This window comes from Serratia sp. Ag1 (assembly GCF_000743355.1).
Taxonomy (GTDB): Bacteria; Pseudomonadota; Gammaproteobacteria; order Enterobacterales; family Enterobacteriaceae; genus Chania.
The window spans coordinates 15,315-37,976 of the sequence record NZ_JQEI01000004.1 but is presented as its reverse complement, the minus strand read 5'-3'; the positions used below and the strand labels follow the sequence as shown (position 1 = coordinate 37,976).

Below are 22,662 nucleotides of genomic sequence, written 5' to 3'. Positions count from 1 at the left end.
GCGGCCAGCAGATACCGTTGTGCTGAGCGGTCTTGGGCAAGATCGTTATGAAACATGGCGGGCTATTAGTGTTGCTGATGGCTGATTAGAAATATCCATTTCCCCTAATAATCATCTCTTCGTATGATGCGCGTGCTGAATGACATGTGCCGCTTTTCTGGCGTTCTCGCCTTCGAAACGCGGTCTAAAAGCCCAGCATTCTATAGTCAGAGGAAACAAAATGTTAACCATCTTTTTGCAAGGCTTTGCTTTGAGTGCTGCGATGATCTTGCCGCTGGGGCCGCAAAACGTGTTTGTGATGAACCAGGGGATCCGCCGCCAGTATCATCTGATGATCGCCTCGCTGTGCGCCTTGAGCGATATCGCTCTGATTTGTGGCGGTATTTTCGGTGGTAGCGCTTTGCTGAGCCGTTCGCCGCTGTTGTTGCAGTTGGTCACCTGGGGGGGAGTGGCGTTTCTGCTGTGGTATGGTTGGGGAGCCTTCCGCACCGCGTTCAGCCAGCATCTGGCACTGGCGACGGCCAAAGAGATGAACCAAAGCCGCTGGCGCATCGTGGTTACTATGTTGGCGGTAACCTGGCTGAACCCACATGTTTATCTTGATACCTTTGTGGTGCTCGGCAGTCTCGGCAGCCAACTGGCTCCGGAGATCCGCTCCTGGTTTGCCTTGGGCGCAGCCAGTGCGTCGATCGTCTGGTTTTTCGCTTTGGCTTTGCTGGCTTCCTGGTTGGCTCCGTGGTTGCAAACTCAACTGGCGCAGAGGATTATCAACGTTCTGGTCGGGCTGGTGATGTGGGCTATCGCAATACAATTAGCCTGGAATAGCGCAAGTTTGTAGAATTTGTCACTAATCCGAATTTAAAGTACCGCCAGATATGTTAGATTTTAGGCTCAGTAACGAACCATTTTAAGGAGACACTGTGAAGCTGAAAGCATTGGCCATGGCCGCAATGATTGGATTTGGGGCATTACCTCTGGCGCTGCAGGCGGCGGAATTACCCGAAGGGCCGCACGTAGTGACTTCCGGTAGCGCCAGCGTGGACGCCACCCCGGATATCGCTACGCTGGCGATCGAAGTCAGCGTGTCCTCTAAAGACGCCGCTGAAGCGAAAAAGCAGGTCGACGAGCGTGTCGCGCAATATTTCGATTTCCTGCAAAAAAGCGGTATTGAAAAGAAAGATATCAATGCCGCCAATCTGCGCACGCAGCCGGAATATGATTATCTGAAAACCGGTGAGTCGGTGCTGAAAGGTTATCGTGCGGTGCGTCAGGTACAGGTGACGTTGCGTCAGTTGGATAAGCTGAACGAGCTGTTGGACGGCGCGTTGAAGTCTGGCCTCAATGAGATCCGCTCGGTTGAACTGGGTGTGGCCAACCCGGAGGCTTATCGTGAGCAAGCCCGCCAGAAAGCGATAGAAAACGCTACCCAGCAGGCGGCTTCACTGGCGAAGGGCTTTAAAGTGACGTTAGGGCCGGTTTACAGCATCCGTTATCACGTGGCTAATACTCAGCCGATGCCGGAACCGCGTATGTTCAAAATGGCCGCTGCCGCACCGGAAAACGATGTGGCACAAACCTATCAGCAGCAAAGCATACGCTTTGACGATCAGGTCGATGTCGTTTTTGAATTGCAGCGTAACGCGGCGCAGTGAATCACGAGCAGGGCGCGGTTATTGCGCCCCATACCCGTCATACTTCAAGTTGCTTGGGTGTTGGCTTCCCTCACTCACCCCAGTCACTTACTTGAGTAAACTCCTGGGGCTTCGCTCAGTTGCTGCCTACAAGCAACTCGAATTATTTAGGGTATATACTCTATTAATCTTGCCTTAACACCTGATGCCCATGCGCTAGTAATGCGTCGGTCACCTTGCGCATCATGCGGCTTTCTGGCGCGAAACGGTGCCAGAACAGCATGCGCCGCTGGAACAGGCCCGGCGTCAGATCGATCAACTCCCCTGAAGCCAATTCTCTTTCAATCTGCAGATGCGGGATCATACAGCAGGTGGTGCCTTGCCGTGCCAATTGCACAAAAGCTTCTGAAGAGTTAACGATATGACAGGGCACACTGCCCGGGGAAAGATCGAAGTTTTGCTGCAAAAATGCCTGGTGCATGTCGTCAAGGTGATCAAACGCCACCGCCGGAGCTTTCAGCAGGGCGGAGCGGGTAACGCCATTGGGGAAATAGCGCTCGGCAAAGCCCTTGGAAGCGACAAACAGATAATCCAGCGCCCCTAACTGATCCACCAGGCAACTCGGCAGCGGCTGCGGTTGGATACTCACCGCGCCCACTACTTCACCCCGGCGCAGGCGTTCCTGAGTGCGGGTTTCGTCTTCAACTTGCAGATTCAGGCGGATCGGTGAGTCGGTCAGCACTGGTTTTAGCGCCGGTAACAGCCAGGTTGCCAGGCTATCGGCGTTAACCGCCAGCGACAGCAGCAGCGGCGTGTCGACCCCGTTATCATTCCCCAGCCACTCTTCTTCCAGCAGTTCAACCTGGTGCAGTAATGCCAGCAATTTCTGCCCTTGTTCTGTCGGGCGCGGCGGCACGGTACGCACTAACAGCGGTTGGCCGAACAGGTTTTCCAACTGTTTGATGCGTTGGGATACAGCCGATTGGGTGATACACAGTTTTTGTGCCGCGCGTTCAAAACCACGCTCACGGATCACCGCGTCCAGCGCTTGTAGCGTTCGATAGTCTGGGCGTTTCATCGGAGATATATCCCTATAAAAATAAATTGATATCGGCACTATGCCACATTTTTACGCTTTCTCGGGTGAAATAAGTGTGATCATGCCTGAGTGTCAAATGGCGATTTACCCTATAATACGCCCACGTTTTCGCACATAGGCAATGAACACATCATGACTCAGGATGAACTGAAAAAAGCGGTAGGCTGGGCGGCGCTGGAATATGTGAAACCAGGCACTATTGTGGGGGTTGGCACTGGCTCCACAGCGGCTCATTTTATCGACGCACTTGGCTCGATCAAAAACCAGATCGAAGGTGCGGTATCCAGCTCCGACGCTTCTACCGCCAAGTTGAAAAGCCTGGGGATCCACGTTTTCGACAGCAACGAAGTGGATTCGCTGGATATCTATGTTGATGGCGCAGATGAGATCAACGGCCATATGCAGATGATCAAAGGCGGTGGTGCAGCCTTGACCCGCGAGAAAATCATTGCCGCGATTGCCCGCAAGTTTATCTGCATCGTCGATTCAACCAAACAGGTTGATGTGTTGGGCAAGTTCCCATTGCCAGTGGAAGTGATCCCGATGGCGCGTTCTTACGTGGCACGTGAACTGGTGAAGCTGGGCGGTTTGCCGGAATATCGCCAGAACGTGCTGACCGACAATGGCAACGTGATCCTGGATGTGCATAACCTGAACATTCTTGATGCGGTGGCGCTGGAAAATACGATCAATGGCATCGCGGGTGTGGTGACTGTCGGTCTGTTTGCCAACCGTGGCGCGGATGTTGCGCTGGTCGGTACGCCGGATGGCGTTAAAAAAGTGCTCAAATAACGTAGTCGTCAGGGCGCAGTGGATTGCGCCCTGATAGTTTGCCGTTTTCCTGTTTCTTGAGATTTTTGGCTAAAAAATATCTTATCTCAAAACCGCTAAATTTAGTGATATATATCACGTTATACTCATAACCTCCATTAAGTTCCTGCCAAACTCTTTCGCTCTGGCATCTTCCACCAGAAACCTGCCGCATCAATGAGCCTTGTGCTGATCGGCGGGCAATCGTTTGTATTGCCGGGCGCGTTATTTTTGTTATGTTGGGGGGATGTACTGTTTTTTATGCCCGGGCAACTCGAAGTATGAAGGGTATAGCAGTGGTTTCTGAGGTCTGAATATAGGGTCGGGTAAATGGCAAAAGTATCATTGGAGAAAGACAGGATTAAATTTCTGTTGGTGGAAGGGGTTCATCAAAGCACGGTAGATAGCCTGCGCGCTGCAGGGTATACCAACATTGAATATCACAAAGGTGCGTTAGACACCGAAGCGCTTAAGGCATCGATCCGCGATGCGCACTTCATCGGTATCCGTTCACGCACCAATCTGACCGAAGAAGTTTTCGCTGCTGCAGAGAAGCTGGTTGCAGTGGGTTGTTTCTGTATCGGCACCAATCAGGTTGATTTGAAAGCGGCGACCAAACGCGGTATCCCGGTGTTTAACGCCCCATTCTCCAATACTCGCTCCGTTGCTGAAATGGTGTTGGGTGAGCTGTTGCTGATGTTGCGCGGTATCCCAATGGCTAACGCCAAGGCGCACCGTGGCCAGTGGCAAAAACTGGCCGTGGGTTCGTATGAAGCGCGTGGCAAGAAACTGGGGATCATCGGCTACGGCCATATCGGTACTCAGCTCGGTATTCTGGCGGAAGGCCTGGGTATGAAGGTGTTCTTCTATGATATCGAGAATAAATTGCCGCTGGGTAACGCTCAGCAGGTACGCCACTTATCCGATCTGCTCAATATGAGCGATGTGGTAACGCTGCATGTGCCGGAAACGCTGTCTACCAAAGACATGATCGGCGCTGAAGAGTTAGCACTGATGAAGCCAGGGGCGATTTTGATCAACGCCTCACGTGGCACCGTAGTGGATATCCCTGCGCTCTGCAACGCGCTGGCGAGCAATCATCTTTCAGGGGCGGCGATCGACGTCTTCCCAGAAGAACCTGCAACCAACAGCGATCCGTTCAATTCGCCACTGTGCGAGTTCGACAACGTGCTGCTGACGCCGCACATCGGCGGTTCAACCCAGGAAGCGCAGGAGAACATCGGTGATGAAGTGGCCGGGAAACTGGCGAAATACTCTGACAACGGTTCTACGCTGTCTGCGGTTAACTTCCCAGAAGTTTCACTGCCGACGCATGGCCCAAACTCGAGCCGTTTGCTGCACATCCATGAAAACCGCCCAGGCATCCTGACGCAGATTAACCAGATCTTCGCGGAAGAGGGTGTGAACATTGCGGCGCAGTATCTGCAGACCGGTGCGGAAATCGGCTATGTGGTTATTGATGTCGAAGCAGAAACCGAGCGTGCTGAAGCGGCGTTGCAACGGATGAAAGCGATCGAAGGCACCATTCGTACGCGCCTGCTGTTCTGATAACGATTGTGCTTGAATCCAAGGCCGGTGAAAACCGGCCTTTGCTATTCTGCCGTTGGCCATGCCCACTGTTGCGAAGGCGTAATGATTTCCGGCAGCGGGATATCCCAGTGTTCCACCGGTAATCTTTCCACCTGCTGGCAATCATGTGCCAACCCTAGCGGGTAGGGGCCACTCTGCTGCCAGTTTTGTAAGGTGCGATCGTAAAAACCACCGCCCATCCCCAGTCGCTGGCCTACAGCATCAAACGCCACCAGCGGTGTCAGAACGACATCTAACTGCAACACCGGTAACACACAGCGCACATCCAATGCAGGTTCCAGAATATTGAAGCGATTGCTCACCAACTCTGTTGCGGGGGTGTAGCGCAAGAACAGCAAGTAACCGGGGTTAAACGGGTGCAATACTGGCAGGTAAACCTGCTTGCCCAGTTGCCATAGCTGCTCAATCAGCGGGCGGGTATCCAGTTCACCATCAAAGGAGAGAAATACTGCAATACGCTGTGCGGCCTGAATACGCGCATGCTGTACCAGGCGTGTAGCCACCTGCAACGCAAAATTATGCTGCTGCGCGGGCGTCAGGGCACGTCGCCGCTGGCGGATTTCATTGCGGATCGCTTGGCGTTGTTGATCGAATCGAGGTTGAAAAGACATATCGACGAACTTGCGTGGTAAACCACGAGTGAAGGGGGAATCTCCGAGATGCCGTCGCAGGCTGTAACCCTTGAACCCATGGTTCAAGGTGAACATGATGTCGCAATCTTAAGGCTTCTCGGACGGGCCGAGCATGCTCACCGATCACGAGTCATCACATTCTGTTAGTACTAAATATCGGCTCAGGGGACTGGCCCGCTGGCAAACATCTCAGAGAAATTTTTTTACCCATTGCCGAAAGACAACATTTCAGCAACTTAAGTTATTCGAATTGTGCATCCTGACGTTCAGTGATGCGACCCTGTTCAAGCAATGCCTGTTCAATGGTCTGTTGCAGCATACGAATTCGTTGTTCCATATTGGCCGCATAATCACGCGTTTTCAAGCGTTCTTGAGCAAGTTCGTGACAGACGTTCAATGCTGCGATGAAAACGAGTTGTTCTGTATTTGTGACTCTAGTGCGAACTTTAAGATCTTGCAACCGCTGGTTAAGATCTTCTGCTGCCATGTTCAACGCATCTTGTTGTTCTGGCGGGCAATTGACTCTTAATGAACGGCCAAAAATCTGAATATCTACCGGTTGTGCAGACATGCCACCTTCCTGCCTAAATTTCGCGCCAGCTCCGGCCAGCTTGTGCTGTGCCACTCAAAGCGGGCGCCACTATATATACCTCGGTACCAAGATACAACACTTTTTCAGTACCGGTTTTAATCGACAGCGGCCAAGATTACCAGACAAAAAAGGGTTTCAAAATGCACACTTACCGCAATTCTATCCGGTGAAAATACCCAGGCGCTCTGACTATAACACGCCACTGAGATAGTGCGCTCAACTGGTATAGCGACGGACCTTGGTGGTAGCATAACACGAACTTATCCTGCCAACGACGACGAATGCGCATGTCCATACAGAATACATTTCCAAGTTACCAATCTTTGACCGTTGCCCTCAATCAGCAGGCGGTAGCTTTAACCGCGGCAGAAATGCACGGCCTGATCAGCGGCCTGCTGTGCGGTGGCAACCGTGACGCCAGTTGGCGCACGCTGGTTTTTGAACTGACCAACGAAGGTGTGGCTTTTCCACAGGCGTTGGGGGGGCCATTGCAACAGTTGCATGAAGCGACGCGCGATACGCTGGAAGACGACGAATTTATGTTCCAGTTGCTGTTGCCGGAAGGTGATACGGTCAGCGTTTTTGATCGGGCCGATGCGCTGGCGGGATGGGTGAACCACTTTCTGCTGGGGCTGGGGATGATGCAGCCAAAACTGGCGCAGGTAAAAGACGAAGTGGGTGAAGCGATCGACGATCTGCGCAACATAGCTCAATTGGGCTACGACGAAGACGAAGACCAGGAAGAACTGGAGCAATCGCTGGAGGAAGTGGCTGAGTATGTGCGCGTTGTCGCGATCCTCTGCCATACCGAGTTTACCCGTCACAAACCGACGGCACCGGAAGTTCACAAACCAACATTACATTGATTGCCGGTTCTGCGTAGCTGCAGCGCACAGGTAAAGCGATTTCAGGAGAAGGTGATGACTCAGCAGGAATTTCACAACCGCCGTCAGGCGTTGTTGGCGAAGATGGCTCCGGGCAGCGCAGCGGTTATTTTCGCCGCCCCAGAAGCGACACGCAGTGCGGATTCTGAATACCCCTATCGCCAGAATAGCGATTTCTGGTATCTGACCGGTTTTAACGAACCGGAAGCTGCGCTGATTCTGGTAAAAAGCGATGAAACCCATAACCACAGCGTCTTGTTCAACCGGGTACGCGATCTGACGGCAGAAATCTGGTTTGGTCGCCGTTTAGGGCAAGAGGCCGCGCCAGCTAAGCTGGGAGTGGATCGCGCCTTGGCATTCAATGAGATCAATGACCAGTTGCACCTGTTGCTCAATGGTCTGGACGTGGTGTACCACGCGCAGGGGCAATATGCTTATGCGGATGAAATCCTGTTCGCTGCGCTGGATAAATTACGCAAGGGCTTTCGCCAGAACCTGCAAGCCCCGGCGAGCATGACCGACTATCGCCCATGGCTGCATGAAATGCGCCTGTTCAAATCGCCGGAAGAAGTGGCGATCATGCGCCGCGCCGGAGAGATCAGCGCGCTGGCTCATACCCGAGCGATGGAGAAATGTCGCCCTGGGATGTTCGAATACCAACTGGAAGCAGAAATCCTACACGAATTTGGCCGCCTCGGCGCACGCTACCCTTCTTATAACACCATCGTTGGTAGCGGTGAGAATGGTTGCATCCTGCACTACACCGAGAACGAATGCCAAATGCGCGACGGCGATCTGGTGCTGATCGACGCGGGGTGTGAATATCGCGGCTATGCCGGTGATATCACCCGTACTTTCCCGGTAAACGGTAAGTTCAGCAAACCGCAGCGTGCGGTATATGACATTGTGTTGGCATCGATCAACCGTGGTTTGGAGATGTTTAAACCGGGGGTCAGCATCCGCGAGGTGAACGATCAGGTAGTGCGTATCATGATCACCGGTCTGGTTGAACTGGGCGTGTTAAAAGGTGAAGTGGATCACTTGTTTGCTGAACAGGCGCATCGCCCGTTCTTTATGCATGGTTTGAGCCATTGGCTGGGGCTGGATGTGCATGACGTTGGTCATTACGGCTCCCCAAGCCGCGATCGTATTCTGGAGCCGGGCATGGTGCTGACCATCGAACCTGGTCTGTATATCGCGCCGGATGCCGACGTACCACCAGAATACCGTGGCATTGGTATCCGTATTGAAGATGACATCCTGATTACCAAAGACGGCAATGAAAACCTGACTGCCAGCGTGGTGAAGGATCCTGACGCGATCGAAGCTCTGATGGCGGCGGCCAGATAGTATGAGCATCATCATTGTTGGCGGCGGGATGGCGGGTGCAACGCTGGCGTTGGCGATCTCATCCCTGACTCAGGGCAAGGTGGCGGTGGATCTGGTTGAGGCCACTCGGCCCGACGATCGTACCCACCCCGGTTTCGATGCTCGAGCTATCGCTTTGGCACAGGGAACCTGCCAGCAGTTAGCGCGCATTGGCATCTGGCCTGCGCTGCGCGACTGCGCCACGGCGATCACCCATGTACATGTCAGCGATCGCGGTCATGCCGGGTTTGTGAATCTGCGCGCGCAGGACTATCGGGTTGATGCCTTGGGGCAGGTGATTGAGCTGCATGACGCCGGTCAGCGGCTGTTTACGCTGTTGGCGAAAGCGCCGGGCGTTACGTTGCATTGCCCGGCCAAAGTGGTCGATGTGTTGCGTACTGAGGATCAGGCTGAAGTGCAGTTGGACAACGGGCGGCGCTTAAGCGGGCAACTGCTGGTGGCGGCGGATGGTTCACGCTCGGCATTGGCGCAGGCCTGCCATGTACAGTGGCAGCAATCTGATTACCCGCAGTTTGCGACCATCGCTAACGTCACTACCTCGCAAGCCCCACTGGGGCGAGCCTTTGAGCGCTTTACCCGTTACGGGCCACTGGCGCTGTTACCGATGTCGCAGGGGCGTAGCTCGCTGGTGTGGTGTCACGCCAGAGAAGATCGGGCACAGGTGGATAGCTGGGATGACGCGCGTTTTCTCGCTGAATTGCAGCAGGCGTTTGGCTGGCGGTTGGGCAAAATGCTGAAAGCGGGTCAGCGCCACAGTTATCCTCTCAGCCTGCTGATGGCTAATCAGCATGTCAGCCATCGTTTGGCGTTGGTGGGGAATGCCGCGCAGACGCTGCACCCGATCGCCGGGCAGGGCTTCAATTTGGGCCTGCGTGATGTGATGTCGTTAGCTGAAACGCTGGCAGACGCGGCACGGGCCGGTGAAGATCTGGGGGCTTATGCGGTGTTGAGCCGTTACCAGCAACGGCGGCAGCAGGATCAGCAGGCAACGGTTGGCGTGACCGACGGCTTGATCCGGCTGTTTGCCAATAATTATGCACCGCTGGTGGCCGGGCGTAATCTGGGGCTGATGGCAATGGAACAGTTACCGGCCATGCGTGACGCTTTTGCCAAACGTACTTTGGGCTGGGTTGAGCGTTAAATATCCCTTTTGGGATGTCCGCTAATTTAAGGAATTAAAGCAGCATGCAATCATTTGATGTGATTATCGCCGGTGGCGGTATGGTGGGGTTGGCATTAGCCTGCGGTTTGCAGGGCAGTGGCCTGCGCGTGGCGGTGTTGGAGCAGCGGCAGCCGGAAGTATCGCCGCTGCAGGCACAACCGGCGCTGCGCGTCTCCGCCATTAACGCCGCCAGCGAGCGTCTGCTGCAACAGATTGGCGTGTGGGATGAGATCCTCAACCTGCGCGCCAGCGCGTATAACGCCATGGAAGTGTGGGATCGAGACAGCTTCGGCAAGATCGCCTTTCGCGGCGATGAATGCGGCTTCAACCATTTGGGTCATATCATTGAAAATGACGTGATTCAGCAGGCGCTATGGAAAAAGGCGCAAACGCTGGCCGACGTCACTCTCATTGCCCCTGCGGCGCTGAAACAGGTGGCCTGGGGTGAGAACGATGCTTTTGTCACGTTGGAAGATGGCCGTATGCTGACCGCTCGGTTGCTGGTTGGGGCCGACGGTGCCAATTCCTGGCTACGCCAGCAGGCCGATATTCCGCTGACGTTCTGGGACTATCGTCACAGCGCGCTAGTCGCCACTATCCGCACCGAAGAGCCCCACTTGGCTACCGCGCGTCAGGTTTTCCACGGTGATGGTATTCTGGCCTTCCTGCCTTTTAGCGATCCGCATCTGAGTTCTATCGTCTGGTCAGTGGTCCCGGAAGCAGCGGAACGGTTAAAGCAGCTTGAAGCCGCAGCTTTTAACCGCGAACTCGCCATGGCCTTTGATATGCGCTTGGGCAACTGTGTGCTGGAAAGTGAACGCCTGACCTTCCCGCTCACCGGGCGTTATGCCCGTAGTTTTGCTGCCCATCGCTTGGCGTTGGTGGGGGATGCGGCCCACACCGTGCATCCGTTGGCCGGGCAAGGGGTGAATCTGGGCTTTATGGATGCTGCCGAACTGATATCCGAACTGAAACGCTTGCAACGTCAGGGCAAAGATATCGGCCAACATTTGTATCTGCGCCGTTATGAACGCCGTCGCAAGCATGGTGCTGCAGTGATGTTGGCCAGTATGCAAGGGTTCCGCGAGCTGTTTGCTGGCAATAACCCGGCCAAAAAACTGCTGCGCGATGTTGGCCTGCGCTTGGCAGACAGCCTGCCGGGCGTGAAGCCCAAACTGGTGCGCCAGGCGATGGGGCTGAACGATTTGCCTGAGTGGTTGGTATAACTACTGTACAGAAGCCAGCAAATTGCTGGCTTCTTCGCTTTTACCCTTTTATTTCCCCGCATTAAAATTTTTCGCTTGGCCGTTGTGGTTTTTCTTATCCCTTCATTTGAGAAATTCTAATTTCAGCTGTTTTCTATCATTACTTTTTCTAATTCTATGGCTGACAATAGAAAGCCAAAACTCTCCAGTTGAGCGCCTTTTTGTTACATGAATTCGGTTTTATACTGCTTTAATTGTGATTTTTGTGTATTGAAACGCATTTTTTCAGTGAAAAACTCTACACATTAGCGTAAGGATTTTCGGCCCTTGGACGAGGTTGAGTATATTTTAACTTATGGTTAACGTGCTCGTTCAGTGGTAAGTTCAAGGCCAAGGTATCGTTTGCGCCATGCTGGTTTGTTGTACCGGCACGGCAAGGTGTATTGAGCAGTCAGCGTGTGCCGCGCAGTCAGGCCCGTGAAATGTTCCACGAGCCACTCCTGTCTCATTGCGTAGCAACACCCTGTCTTCGGCTATTTGAGTGGAAAGAGGGAAAAGATGGCAAAGCAAACCCCATTGTACGATCAGCACGTGGCGTGTGGCGCGCGCATGGTCGATTTTCATGGCTGGATGATGCCACTGCATTACGGTTCTCAGCTTGATGAGCACCACAACGTGCGCCAGGATGCGGGCATGTTTGATGTTTCCCACATGACCATCGTGGATCTGCACGGTGCCCGTACGCACGAATTTCTGCGTTATCTGCTGGCGAACGATGTCGCCAAACTCACTCAATCGGGTAAAGCGCTGTATAGCGGTATGCTGAATGCGTCCGGCGGCGTGATTGACGATCTGATTGTTTACTTCTTTACCGAAGACTATTTCCGTCTGGTGGTGAACTCCGCCACGCGCGACAAAGACTTGGCCTGGATCGAACAGCATGCTGCGCCCTACGGTGTTGAACTGGCAGTGCGTGACGATCTGGCGTTGATCGCGGTGCAGGGCCCTCAGGCTAAAGAGCGTGCTGCCACCTTGTTTACCCCACAGCAAAAGCAGGCAGTAGAAGGGATGAAGCCCTTCTTTGGCGTGCAGGCCGGGGATCTGTTTATTGCCACCACCGGTTACACCGGTGAAGCAGGCTATGAAATTGCCCTGCCAAAAGAGCGTGCGGTCGATTTCTGGCAGCAACTGCTGGCTGCTGGCGTCAAACCTGCCGGGCTGGGCGCGCGCGATACTCTGCGCCTGGAAGCGGGTATGAACCTTTACGGCCAGGAAATGGACGAGGGGATTTCTCCGCTGGCTGCCAACATGGGCTGGACTATCGCCTGGGAACCGCAGGATCGTCAGTTTATTGGCCGTGAGGCGCTGGAAAAGCAGCGCGAGCTGGGCACCGAACAGTTGGTCGGTCTGGTCATGACGGAGAAAGGCGTATTGCGTAATGAGCTGCCAGTGCGTTTCACCAATGCCGCCGGTCAGTTGTACGAAGGTGTGATTACCAGCGGCTCCTTCTCACCGACCTTGGGCTATAGTATTGCGTTGGCGCGTGTTCCTGCCGGTATCGGCGAGCATGCGGTTGTCCAGATTCGCAACCGGGAAATGCCAGTAAAAGTGACTAAACCCGGTTTTGTGCGTGCCGGTAAATCACTGATCAACTAGTTTCTATTTTTGAAGGAGTAGCAGGCCAATGAGCAATGTGCCAACCGAACTGAAATATGCCGCATCCCATGAGTGGGTGCGCGACGAAGGTAACGGCGAATATGTGGTAGGGATCACCGAACACGCGCAAGAGCTGCTGGGTGATATGGTCTTTGTCGATCTGCCGGAAGTGGGTAGCACCGTTTCCGCCGGTGATGATTGTGCCGTAGCGGAGTCGGTGAAGGCGGCTTCTGATATTTATGCGCCAATCAGCGGTGAAATCATTGCCGTTAACGGCGAGCTGGAGGCTTCTCCGGAGCTGGTCAACAGCGAGCCGTACGGTGATGGTTGGCTGTTCCGCATCAAGGCTTCTGACGAAGCTGAGCTGGACGATCTGCTCGATGCGGATGCGTACCAGGCCTCCATCGACGAGTAGCACCTTTAACGCCCCGCATGTGACCCATCGCGGGGCGTTTTGTAGTTAAGGCATTATCCCGTACCCCGCAAGCATTCAGGAATTTGTAGCAATGACCCAGACACTCAGCCAACTCGAACACAGCGAAGCGTTTATTGAACGCCACATTGGCCCTTCTGCGCAGCAACAACAGCAGATGCTGGCAGCCGTGGGGGCTCGTTCACTCAACGCGCTCATTGAACAGATCGTGCCAGCAGACATTCAACTGCCTGGGCCACCACCTGTGGGTGATGCGGTCACTGAACATCAGGCATTGGCCGAGTTGAAGGCGATTGCTGCCCAGAATCAGTGCTACAAATCCTATATCGGTATGGGCTACAGCGCGGTGCTGACGCCGCCAGTGATCCTGCGTAATATGCTGGAAAACCCGGGTTGGTACACCGCTTACACACCTTATCAGCCAGAGGTGTCGCAGGGGCGTTTGGAGGCGCTGCTTAACTTCCAGACCGTTACGCTCGATTTGACCGGGCTGGATCTGGCTTCTGCTTCATTGTTGGATGAGGCGACTGCCGCTGCAGAAGCGATGGCGCTGGCTAAACGCGCCAGCAAGCTGAAAGACGCTAACCGTTTCTTTGTGGCTGACGATGTACACCCGCAAACGCTCGACGTGGTGCGCACTCGGGCCGAAACTTTTGGCTTTGAAGTCATTGTCGATCAACCTGCGAAGGTACTGGAACTGCAAGGCGTGTTCGGCGTGTTGCTGCAGCAGGTCGGCACTACCGGTGAATTGCATGACTACAGCGCCTTGCTGGCTGAGCTGAAAAACCGCAAAATCATTACCAGCATGGCGGCGGATATGATGGCGCTGGTGCTGTTGGCCGCGCCGGGTAAACAGGGCGCCGATGTGGTGTTTGGCTCCGCGCAGCGCTTTGGGGTGCCGATGGGATATGGCGGCCCACACGCGGCATTCTTCGCCTGCCGTGACGAATTCAAACGCTCCATGCCGGGCCGGATCATCGGTGTTTCTCGCGATGCGGCCGGTAACACCGCGCTGCGCATGGCGATGCAGACGCGTGAGCAACATATCCGCCGTGAAAAGGCTAACTCGAATATCTGTACGTCGCAGGTGCTGCTGGCCAATATCGCCAGCCTGTACGCGGTGTACCATGGCCCGCAGGGCCTGCAGCGTATCGCCGGGCGCATCCATCGCCTGACCGATATTCTGGCTGCTGGCCTGCAACAGGCGGGTTTGTCTCTGCGCCATAAAACCTGGTTCGATACCCTAACCGTGGAAGTGAAAGACAAAGCGGCGGTGCTGGAGCGTGCGTTGAGTTTCGGTATCAACCTACGCACTGATATTCACGGCGCAGTGGGCATCACGCTGGATGAAGCCACTTCACGCGAAGATGTCCAGGCACTGTTTGCCGTGCTGGTGGGGGAGAACCACGGCCTGGATATCGACACGTTAGACACGGCAGTTAGCGGCGGTCGCTCGTCGATCCCGGCGGCGATGCTGCGTAAAGACCCGATCCTCACCCATCCGGTGTTTAACCGTTACCACAGCGAAACCGAGATGATGCGTTACATGCATCGCTTGGAGCGTAAAGACTTGGCGCTGAATCAGGCTATGATCCCGCTGGGTTCTTGCACCATGAAGCTGAATGCGGCGGCGGAAATGATCCCGATTACCTGGCCTGAATTTGCCGAACTGCATCCGTTCTGCCCGCCAGAGCAGGCGGCGGGTTACCAGCAGATGATTGGTCAACTCTCACAATGGCTGGTGCAACTGACCGGTTACGATGCGGTATGCATGCAGCCTAACTCTGGTGCACAAGGGGAATATGCCGGTTTGCTGGCGATCCGCCGTTACCACGAAAGCCGCAACGAAGCAGGCCGCCATCTCTGCCTGATCCCAAGTTCGGCGCACGGCACCAACCCGGCTTCTGCCCAGATGGCGGGTATGAGCGTGGTGGTGGTGGCCTGCGATAAGAACGGCAACATCGATCTGCACGATCTGCGCATGAAGGCGGAGCAGGCCGGGGACGAACTCTCCTGTATCATGGTGACCTACCCGTCAACCCACGGTGTGTATGAAGAGACCATTCGCGAAGTGTGCCAGATAGTGCATCAGTTCGGCGGTCAGGTGTATCTCGACGGTGCCAACATGAACGCTCAGGTGGGGATTACCACGCCGGGCTATATCGGCGCTGATGTCTCACACCTTAACCTGCATAAAACGTTCTGTATCCCACACGGTGGCGGCGGCCCAGGCATGGGGCCGATCGGCGTCAAAGCGCATTTGGCACCGTTCGTGCCAGGGCACAGCGTGGTGCAGATCGACGGCGTTACCACGCAGCAGGGTGCGGTGTCTGCCGCACCGTTCGGCAGCGCCTCAATCCTGCCGATTAGCTGGATGTATATTCGCATGATGGGGGCAGAAGGTTTGAAGCAGGCCAGCCAGGTGGCGATCCTGAATGCTAACTACATCGCCACTCGTCTGAAAGAGGCTTATCCGGTGCTGTATACCGGTCGCGATCATCGTGTGGCGCACGAGTGTATTCTGGATATTCGTCCGCTGAAAGAGCAGACCGGTATCAGCGAAATGGATATCGCCAAGCGCTTGATTGACTATGGTTTCCATGCGCCGACCATGTCATTCCCGGTTGCGGGCACGCTGATGGTGGAACCGACCGAGTCGGAGAGCAAAGTGGAGCTGGATCGCTTTATCGACGCCATGCTGGCGATTCGTGGTGAAATCGATCGTGTACACCAAGGTGAATGGCCGCTGGATGATAACCCACTGGTCAATGCGCCGCATATTCAGGCTGAACTGGTTAGCGACTGGCAGCATGCATACAGCCGCGAACTGGCGGTGTTCCCGCTGGCTGGCGTACGTGAGAACAAGTACTGGCCGAGCGTGAAGCGCCTTGATGACGTCTATGGCGATCGTAATCTGTTCTGCTCTTGCGTACCAATGAGCGAATACGAATAACACCGGGCTCGCCAAAGCGATAGCCGAGGGACGCTGCATGATGCTGTGTCCCTTTTTAATGCGTTAAAGAGGGAGGAACAGGCATGACTAAAGTGGCATTAGTGACCGGCGCTAGCCGTGGTATAGGCCGCGCAACGGCATTATTACTGGCCAGGCAGGGTTATGCGGTTGGCGTGAACTACCTGCAAGATCGGGCTGCGGCGGAGCAGGTAGTTGCGCAGATCCGTGAACAAGGTGGCAAGGCGTTGGCTCTGCAGGCCAATGTCGCCGAGGAAGATCAGGTGGTGGCGATGTTCGCCGCCCTGGAACAGGCGCTTGGCCCGATAGATGCTCTGGTGAATAACGCCGGTATTCTGTTCCAACAGGCCGGGATTGAGCAACTCACCGCCGAGCGGATCAATAAGGTGTTGACTACCAACGTCACCGGTTATTTCCTCTGCTGCCGCGAAGCGGTAAAGCGTATGGCGCTGCGCCACGGTGGCAAGGGCGGGGCGATCGTCAATGTTTCCTCTGCTGCGGCGCGTTTGGGTTCTCCGTGGGAGTACATCGATTATGCTGCGTCGAAAGGGGCAGTGGATACGCTGACTACCGGTCTGGCGTTGGAAGTAGCAGCACAGGGGATCCGCGTCAACGGCGTGCGGCCAGGTTGTATCTATACCGAAATGCATGCCAGCGGCGGTGAACCGGGGCGTGTGGATCGGGTGAAAACGCTGTTACCGATGCAGCGTGGTGGTCAACCGGAGGAAGTGGCTGAAGCGATTGCCTGGTTGCTTTCTGATGCGGCCTCTTACGTGACCGGCAGTTTTATCGAGGCTTCCGGCGGGCGCTGAATTAAGTAGGGTGCCAGTGGGAGCACCCTCGCTACATTTATTTAAGCCAGCCTTTGCGCTGTGCGTCCTGCAAGTGGTGGTGCAAATGCTGCCACAGCTCAGGATGGATATCGGCAATCATCGCATTGCGTGCCACCACCTGTTCCAGGCTGATACCGTTTTCGACCCAACTTTGGCCTTTGTTATGCAGGTTCATCAACATCGGCAGGCTGCGATCCAGCACTAGCGCAAAACGGGCATCGGCGCTTTCACCCTCTTCATATTCCTGCCACAAGGCGGTGAACGAGGTGCGTTGAGGTTCCGGCAGCAAACCGAACAGGCGCTTTGCTGCGGCGACTTCCTGATCGTGGATCGCCGCACGCGCTGCCAGATTGTAAACCATCACATCACCGGCATCGATCTCAACGATGTCGTGCAGTAGGGCCATCTGGATCACTCGCTGAATATCGACCTCTGCACTGGCATAAGGTGCCAGGCTTAATGCGGCAATGGCAAAGTGCCAACTGTGTTCAGCCGAGTTTTCCTGACGTTGGCTACCCAGCACTTTGGTTCGGCGCTGAACATCTTTCAGTTTGTCGATTTCCATCAGGAAGTGAATCACTTGAGTCATGGAACCAAAATCTAAGGCGGGTACAGCAGATGACATGGGGCAAACCTCAAGGTTAGTAGCGGGAAAAGCCCGCCGATTGTAGCTCAGCGAGCTGATAATTTCGACGTTGGCGGTGGTGTTACAAGCACTCACATTTTTATTTTAGCGTACACGTGTACACTGAAATTATTCTCAGTTAAGCTCTTTTGCAGTAATTTCAAACAATATTGGCTGCTCTGAGGATGTGCGCATTATGGGGAAAACGGATCAAATAAAGGCTGGGCCTGATAAACTTGCGGGCGAGCCTTATCCATGGGCTGAAGAGATTGCGAATAGCATCAGCCACGGCATTGGGTTGGTACTGGGCATTGTCGGTTTAGTATTGTTGCTGGTTCAGGCGGTGAATACCGGCGCTGATGCGATAGCCATTACCAGCTATAGCCTGTATGGCGGCAGCATGATTCTGTTGTTCCTGGCCTCTACTTTATATCACGCTATTCCTCACCAAACCGCCAAACGCTGGCTGAAAAAATTCGACCACTGCGCCATTTATCTGCTGATTGCCGGAACCTACACGCCTTTCCTGCTGGTGGGGCTGGACTCCCCGTTAGCCAGAGGCCTGATGGTGGTGATCTGGGGGCTGGCATTGCTTGGCGTGATTTTCAAACTGGCATTTGCGCACCGTTTTGAAGTGTTATCGCTGGTGACCTATCTGACCATGGGGTGGTTGTCGCTGATTGTGATCTATCAGTTGGCTACCCGGTTGGCTATTGGTGGCGTCACCCTGCTGGCGGTGGGCGGCGTGGTGTATACGCTGGGGGTGATTTTCTATGCGTCGAAGCGTTTTCGCTTTGGCCATGCTATCTGGCACGGTTTTGTGCTCGGCGGCAGCCTGTGCCACTTTCTGGCGATCTATCTCTACGTCTGAACCGGGTGTGATAGTTAACGCCGCAGACCTTGCGCCTGCGGCAGTGATATCCGTTACTTTTCTTCCGCCAGTGAATACGGCAGTGGTTTGATAGCAAGCTGGCTGGCTGCGTCATCACGCACGCGTAATACCGTCTCGTCTGCCAGATCGTTATTCAGAATTGCCTGCACCCACAGTATGTCGTTATCTAACCGGATTGCGGCTAAAACGGTGCCGGTACGCCGCCAGTTTTCGCCCAACTGTAATTCCAAATCTTCACCTGCTTCCGGCACTCGGCTGGCTTTGCCCTCCAGCCAATACAAAGCACGCTTGTTGGCACCACGGAACTTGGCGCGCGCCACCATTTCCTGCCCGGTATAGCAGCCTTTGCTGAAACTGATACCGCCCGGCAACGCCTGTAGATTGGTGGCTTGCGGCACCAATTGCGCGCTGGTGGCTGCATCAATCACCGGGTAACCGGCTTCGATATCCAATGCCAGCCACTGTTGGCTGTTGTTCAACATGGCTCGGCCATCAAGTTTAGCGCTAAGTTTGCTTGCCGATTCTGCGGTAGCGATCAGCAGAAAACGTTCTGCTGGCAGAGCAAAGTGCAGCAAGGTGGTATCCCCATCCTGCACCACTTGGTGCTCGGCATCTGGCAGGGTGGTGAACATTTCTGCCAGTGCTGCACGAGCCTGCAAACCTGCGACCCCTATCAGCACAGCATCCTGATCCGCTGCGATGGTCACCTTAGAGAACACGGCATATTTCTTGATTTCTGCCAACTGACTTTCCAGTACGCTGCGGCGTTCCAGATAAGCGAAGCCTTCACCCGCGTGGAACAGGCGCAGGTTGCTCCACATTTTGCCTTTGGCATCGCAATGGCCGCACAGCACATGCTGCTCTGCCGCTAATTTGTCGATATCAGCCGTCACCTGACCCTGAAGATATTTCACCGTATCTGGCCCGTTCAATCGAACCAGCGCCCAATCTTCTAAGGAGATCAGCGTCAGCGGCAGATGGGCTGAGGCGGAAGGTTGACGGGGTGGGAAAGGAATATTGAACGCCATAGTAAGTTCCTGCTTCATGTACACAAAATAATTCGAGTTGCTTGTAGGCGCCAGAGCGCAGCCAACACCCAAGCAACTTGACGTGTGAAGTGTATATTCAGATTGCCTGAAAGGGTTAACCGCATGGTAAAAGAGGCGGCTCTGTTTGCAAACAGTTATTAAGGGATTGCGCTTTTTTTGGCATTTTGCGCTTTGGATCGGAGAACGGCCTTTCCGACAAGTATGTCAAATTGTTACCCTATATACTCAATGCTTCTGATCAACGATAACTCTTCGTGGATTGATGGAATTATATTGCGCGCGCGTTGCCATACATAGCGTCGGTTGAACCCTATGCTAGCAAGGCATGCCAGAAAGAGGTTAGTCATAACACCATGGATATTAATAATAAAGCACGTATTCATTGGGCCTGCCGCCGCGGGATGCGTGAGCTGGACATTTCGATCATGCCGTTCTTTGAGCACGAATATGAGACGTTGAACGACGAGGATAAAGCCCTATTTATCAGCCTGTTAGAGTGTGACGATCCTGATTTATTTAACTGGCTGATGAATCATGGTGCTCCGCAGGATAAAGAATTGCAGAGAATGGTTTCCCTGATCCAAACGCGAAATAAAGACCGTGGCCCAGTGGCGCTGTGATGTCCGTATTTCCTGGCGCACCCAGTTATTCTCGCTGCTGACGCATGGCTCGCTGATACTTTTGATCCTGATCTCACCTTGGCCCGAAGGTTACAGCCCGATTTGGCTGACATTACTGACGCTGGTGATATTTGAATGCATCCGTAGCCAGAAGCGTATTGGTTCAAGGCAGGGTGAACTGCGGTGGCTGATGGATCGGCGGGTGGAGTGGCGCGGGCAGGAATGGTGGCTACCGAAAAAACCTTGGATGTCAGGATTCGGTATTTTGCTCACCTTGCAACAGGTTAACGGTAAAAAACGCCAGCGCCTGTGGCTGGCTTCAGACAGCCTGAGTCAGGCAGACTGGCGGCATCTGCGCCAGTTGTTGCTGTCTCCGCCATTCGGTGAGGGTGGGGGAGAATAATGAAACCGCTGCTCTGGCTGGTGGAGGATGAGCCCAGCATTGCTGATACGTTGATTTATACCCTGGAGAGTGAAGGTTTTCAGGTGCGCTGGTTTGAACGGGGTGAGCCAGCGTTGCAGGCTTTACCACAGGGGGCACCGGCACTGGCGATCCTCGACGTCGGTTTGCCCGATATCAATGGCTTTGAGCTTTGCCGCCGGTTGCTGGTGCAGTCGGTGGATTTACCCATTCTGTTTCTTACCGCGCGCAGCGACGAGGTCGATCGCCTGATTGGCTTAGAGATCGGTGCCGATGACTATGTCGCCAAACCCTTTTCCCCACGTGAGGTTAGCGCCCGCGTCAGAACCATCCTGCGGCGCTTGCAAAAACAACAGCGCCTGCAACAGCCTGCTTGGTATCAGTTCGGCGCTTTTACCCTCGACGAAGAGGGGGCTGTTATCTGCTATCACCACCAACCGTTAACGCTGACTCGCTACGAATTTCTGCTGCTGAAAACCTTGCTGTTGGCACCAGGGCGGGTGTTCTCGCGTCAGCAATTGATGGAGAGCGTTTGGGTACAGGCCGAAGAGAGCCTGGATCGCACCGTGGATACCCACATTAAAACGCTGCGAGCCAAATTGCGGGCCATTGATACCGCAGAGCCGCCGATCCATACCCATCGCGGGTTGGGTTATAGCCTGAGCCGCCAGTCATGAGGATTGGCCTGCGCCTGTTGTCAGGGTATTTCCTGATTGTGGCGGTGGCGGGTTATTTCGTGTTGAGCATTTTTGTGCAGGAGGTGAAGCCAGGGGTGCGGCGCGCCACTGAAGGCACGCTGGTGGATACCGCTAATCTGCTGGCGCAGATCGCTCGCTTGGATATGCAGCACGGCAATGCCGCTGACGGCCAGTTGGCACAGGCTTTTGCCCAGCTTAATCAACGGCCAATCGGGGCCAATATTGCCGGTATCCGTAAGGATCGTAACGAATATCGCGTTTATCTGACCGATGCGCGTGGCAAGGTGATTTTTGACTCCGGCGGCCAGGCGTTAGGGCAAGATTATTCGCGCTGGAATGATGTTTATTTGACCCTGCGCGGCCAATACGGTGCTCGTAGCACGCGTGCTATTCCTGATGATGAAAACAGTTCGGTGATGTATGTGGCTGCTCCGGTTATCGAGCAGGGGCAGATTATCGGCGTGCTGAGCGTTGGCAAACCCAATAGCAGTATGACGGCGGTTATTCGGCGCAGCGAACGGCGGATCCTGCTGGCAGGAGCGGTGCTGCTGGGGATCGCCCTGGCGATCGGATTGGGCTTTGTCTGGTGGATCAATCGCTCGATCAACCGTTTGGTACGCTACGCCGACGGCGTGGCGCAAGGGGAAGCGGCACCGTTGCCGCAGATGGGCAGTGTAGAACTGACTCAATTGGCGCAGGCGTTGGAGAGCATGCGCACGAAGCTGGAAGGCAAAGCCTATATCGAGCAATACGTGCATACCCTGACCCATGAGCTGAAAAGCCCGCTGGCGGCGATCCGTGGTGCTGCCGAGCTGTTGCAGGAGATGCCACCACCAGCGACTGCAAAACGTTTTTTGACCAATATCGAACAGCAAAGCGCCCGCATCCAGCAATTGGTCGACAAGTTGCTGATTCAGGCGCGGTTGGAAAGCAGACCAGGGCTGGAACTGGCTCCGGTGGCGTTGGAGCCGCTATTGCGGCAGGCGATCGCAGGCAAAGAGGCACAGGCCGCACAGCGTGGTGTCACTCTCCAGGCGAAGGCTCTGGCAGAAGCCACCCTGATTGGCGATGCTTTTCTGCTCAGCCAGGCATTAAGTAATCTGTTGGACAACGCACTCGATTTCACTCCGGCAGGCGGAACCATCAGCGTTCAAGGCGTGCGACAGGAACAGCACTATCAGATCACCATCAGCGATACCGGTAGCGGCATTCCGGATTATGCGCTGGATAAGGTGTTCGAACGTTTTTATTCGCTGGCGCGTGCGGATAAACCCAAAAGCAGCGGCCTGGGGCTGAACTTTGTGCAGGAAGTGGCGCGGCTGCACCGTGGCACTATCCGTTTGCACAACCTGCAGCCGCATGGTGCTGCGGCAATTCTCACTTTATCGCTCTGACTTCACCTGCTCTTCACATAACCACATTCTGTTTTCACTTGTCGGTTTTATCGTT

22 protein-coding genes and 1 other RNA gene are annotated in these 22,662 nt (G+C 54.7%); 17 read left to right on the top strand and 6 right to left on the bottom strand.

What is annotated here, in order from left to right:
• Window positions 1-220 precede the first annotated feature (220 nt).
• Both argO and IV04_RS03385 read left to right on the top strand, forming a co-directional pair.
• Window positions 221-838: an arginine exporter ArgO gene (argO, locus tag IV04_RS03390; protein ID WP_037400721.1), complete on the top strand. Its 618-nt coding sequence runs from the start codon at window positions 221-223 to the stop codon at window positions 836-838.
• An 82-nt stretch (window positions 839-920) separates the two neighbouring features.
• A complete protein-coding gene (locus IV04_RS03385; protein WP_072010818.1) occupies window positions 921-1,652 on the top strand; it encodes an oxidative stress defense protein in 732 nt (243 codons plus the stop codon).
• 163 nt (window positions 1,653-1,815) lie between these two features.
• On the opposite strand, the gene IV04_RS03380 is transcribed toward IV04_RS03385, so the two are convergent.
• Window positions 1,816-2,709, bottom strand: coding sequence for a LysR family transcriptional regulator ArgP (locus IV04_RS03380; protein ID WP_037400718.1), 894 nt, complete (start codon window positions 2,707-2,709; stop codon window positions 1,816-1,818).
• A 153-nt stretch (window positions 2,710-2,862) separates the two neighbouring features.
• On the opposite strand from IV04_RS03380, the gene rpiA reads away from it, so the two are divergent.
• Both rpiA and serA read left to right on the top strand, forming a co-directional pair.
• Entirely contained in the window at window positions 2,863-3,522 is a 660-nt protein-coding gene (gene rpiA / locus IV04_RS03375) for a ribose-5-phosphate isomerase RpiA (protein ID WP_037400715.1), read from the top strand.
• Window positions 3,523-3,870: 348 nt separating this feature from the next.
• Window positions 3,871-5,109, top strand: a complete 1,239-nt coding sequence (gene serA / locus IV04_RS03365; protein ID WP_037400710.1) for a phosphoglycerate dehydrogenase — start codon at window positions 3,871-3,873, stop codon at window positions 5,107-5,109.
• A gap of 44 nt (window positions 5,110-5,153) precedes the next feature.
• Here the strand turns inward: serA and IV04_RS03360 are convergent, their stop codons facing one another.
• The 3 genes from IV04_RS03360 to zapA form a co-directional block, all read right to left on the bottom strand.
• A complete protein-coding gene (locus tag IV04_RS03360) occupies window positions 5,154-5,762 on the bottom strand; it encodes a 5-formyltetrahydrofolate cyclo-ligase (RefSeq protein ID WP_037400805.1) in 609 nt (202 codons plus the stop codon).
• Between the two features lie 36 nt (window positions 5,763-5,798).
• Window positions 5,799-5,982, bottom strand: a non-coding RNA gene (gene ssrS, locus IV04_RS24970) — 6S RNA.
• Window positions 5,983-6,024: 42 nt separating this feature from the next.
• Window positions 6,025-6,354, bottom strand: a complete 330-nt coding sequence (zapA, locus tag IV04_RS03355; RefSeq protein WP_037400707.1) for a cell division protein ZapA — start codon at window positions 6,352-6,354, stop codon at window positions 6,025-6,027.
• A gap of 308 nt (window positions 6,355-6,662) precedes the next feature.
• Between zapA and IV04_RS03350 the strand changes: the two genes are divergently transcribed.
• The 8 genes from IV04_RS03350 to IV04_RS03315 all read left to right on the top strand — a co-directional run bounded on the left by IV04_RS03350 (window position 6,663) and on the right by IV04_RS03315 (window position 16,887).
• Window positions 6,663-7,241 carry a YecA family protein gene (locus IV04_RS03350; protein ID WP_037400705.1) on the top strand — a complete coding sequence of 193 codons (579 nt, stop codon included), beginning with the start codon at window positions 6,663-6,665 and terminating at the stop codon, window positions 7,239-7,241.
• 54 nt (window positions 7,242-7,295) lie between these two features.
• Window positions 7,296-8,609, top strand: coding sequence for a Xaa-Pro aminopeptidase (gene pepP, locus IV04_RS03345; protein WP_037400702.1), 1,314 nt, complete (start codon window positions 7,296-7,298; stop codon window positions 8,607-8,609).
• Between the two features lies 1 nt (window position 8,610).
• Entirely contained in the window at window positions 8,611-9,789 is a 1,179-nt protein-coding gene (gene ubiH / locus IV04_RS03340; RefSeq protein WP_037400699.1) for a 2-octaprenyl-6-methoxyphenyl hydroxylase, read from the top strand.
• A gap of 44 nt (window positions 9,790-9,833) precedes the next feature.
• The gene (gene ubiI, locus IV04_RS03335) at window positions 9,834-11,036 is read left to right on the top strand and encodes an FAD-dependent 2-octaprenylphenol hydroxylase (protein ID WP_037400697.1); all 1,203 of its coding nucleotides are present in this window, start codon (window positions 9,834-9,836) and stop codon (window positions 11,034-11,036) included.
• Window positions 11,037-11,573: 537 nt separating this feature from the next.
• Window positions 11,574-12,671, top strand: a complete 1,098-nt coding sequence (gene gcvT, locus IV04_RS03330) for a glycine cleavage system aminomethyltransferase GcvT (RefSeq protein WP_037400694.1) — start codon at window positions 11,574-11,576, stop codon at window positions 12,669-12,671.
• 28 nt (window positions 12,672-12,699) lie between these two features.
• The gene (gcvH, locus tag IV04_RS03325; RefSeq protein ID WP_037400689.1) at window positions 12,700-13,086 is read left to right on the top strand and encodes a glycine cleavage system protein GcvH; all 387 of its coding nucleotides are present in this window, start codon (window positions 12,700-12,702) and stop codon (window positions 13,084-13,086) included.
• A gap of 91 nt (window positions 13,087-13,177) precedes the next feature.
• Window positions 13,178-16,057, top strand: a complete 2,880-nt coding sequence (gcvP, locus tag IV04_RS03320) for an aminomethyl-transferring glycine dehydrogenase (RefSeq protein WP_037400686.1) — start codon at window positions 13,178-13,180, stop codon at window positions 16,055-16,057.
• A gap of 83 nt (window positions 16,058-16,140) precedes the next feature.
• Window positions 16,141-16,887 carry an SDR family oxidoreductase gene (locus IV04_RS03315; RefSeq protein ID WP_037400684.1) on the top strand — a complete coding sequence of 249 codons (747 nt, stop codon included), beginning with the start codon at window positions 16,141-16,143 and terminating at the stop codon, window positions 16,885-16,887.
• A gap of 37 nt (window positions 16,888-16,924) precedes the next feature.
• On the opposite strand, the gene IV04_RS03310 is transcribed toward IV04_RS03315, so the two are convergent.
• Entirely contained in the window at window positions 16,925-17,533 is a 609-nt protein-coding gene (locus IV04_RS03310; protein ID WP_037400681.1) for an HD family hydrolase, read from the bottom strand.
• 196 nt (window positions 17,534-17,729) lie between these two features.
• On the opposite strand from IV04_RS03310, the gene IV04_RS03305 reads away from it, so the two are divergent.
• Window positions 17,730-18,404, top strand: a complete 675-nt coding sequence (locus tag IV04_RS03305) for a hemolysin III family protein (protein WP_037400678.1) — start codon at window positions 17,730-17,732, stop codon at window positions 18,402-18,404.
• 53 nt (window positions 18,405-18,457) lie between these two features.
• Here the strand turns inward: IV04_RS03305 and ygfZ are convergent, their stop codons facing one another.
• Window positions 18,458-19,453 carry a tRNA-modifying protein YgfZ gene (gene ygfZ, locus IV04_RS03300; protein WP_037400676.1) on the bottom strand — a complete coding sequence of 332 codons (996 nt, stop codon included), beginning with the start codon at window positions 19,451-19,453 and terminating at the stop codon, window positions 18,458-18,460.
• Window positions 19,454-19,827: 374 nt separating this feature from the next.
• Here ygfZ and sdhE point away from each other — a divergent pair, with 374 nt between their 5' ends.
• Genes sdhE through creC form a run of 4 tightly spaced genes read left to right on the top strand, consistent with a single transcriptional unit; the run spans window position 19,828 to window position 22,607 of the window.
• The gene (gene sdhE / locus IV04_RS03295; RefSeq protein ID WP_037400673.1) at window positions 19,828-20,094 is read left to right on the top strand and encodes an FAD assembly factor SdhE; all 267 of its coding nucleotides are present in this window, start codon (window positions 19,828-19,830) and stop codon (window positions 20,092-20,094) included.
• On the top strand, window positions 20,075-20,497 hold the full coding sequence (locus IV04_RS03290; protein WP_037400670.1) for a protein YgfX: 423 nt from the start codon (window positions 20,075-20,077) through the stop codon (window positions 20,495-20,497). The genes sdhE and IV04_RS03290 overlap by 20 nt, the downstream gene beginning before the upstream one ends.
• Complete coding sequence (gene creB / locus IV04_RS03285; protein ID WP_037400667.1) at window positions 20,497-21,192, top strand: two-component system response regulator CreB; 696 nt, start codon at window positions 20,497-20,499, stop codon at window positions 21,190-21,192. Before IV04_RS03290 ends, creB begins: the two co-directional genes overlap by 1 nt.
• A complete protein-coding gene (creC, locus tag IV04_RS03280; RefSeq protein ID WP_037400665.1) occupies window positions 21,189-22,607 on the top strand; it encodes a two-component system sensor histidine kinase CreC in 1,419 nt (472 codons plus the stop codon). The genes creB and creC overlap by 4 nt, the downstream gene beginning before the upstream one ends.
• The last annotated feature ends 55 nt before the right edge of the window (window positions 22,608-22,662 follow it).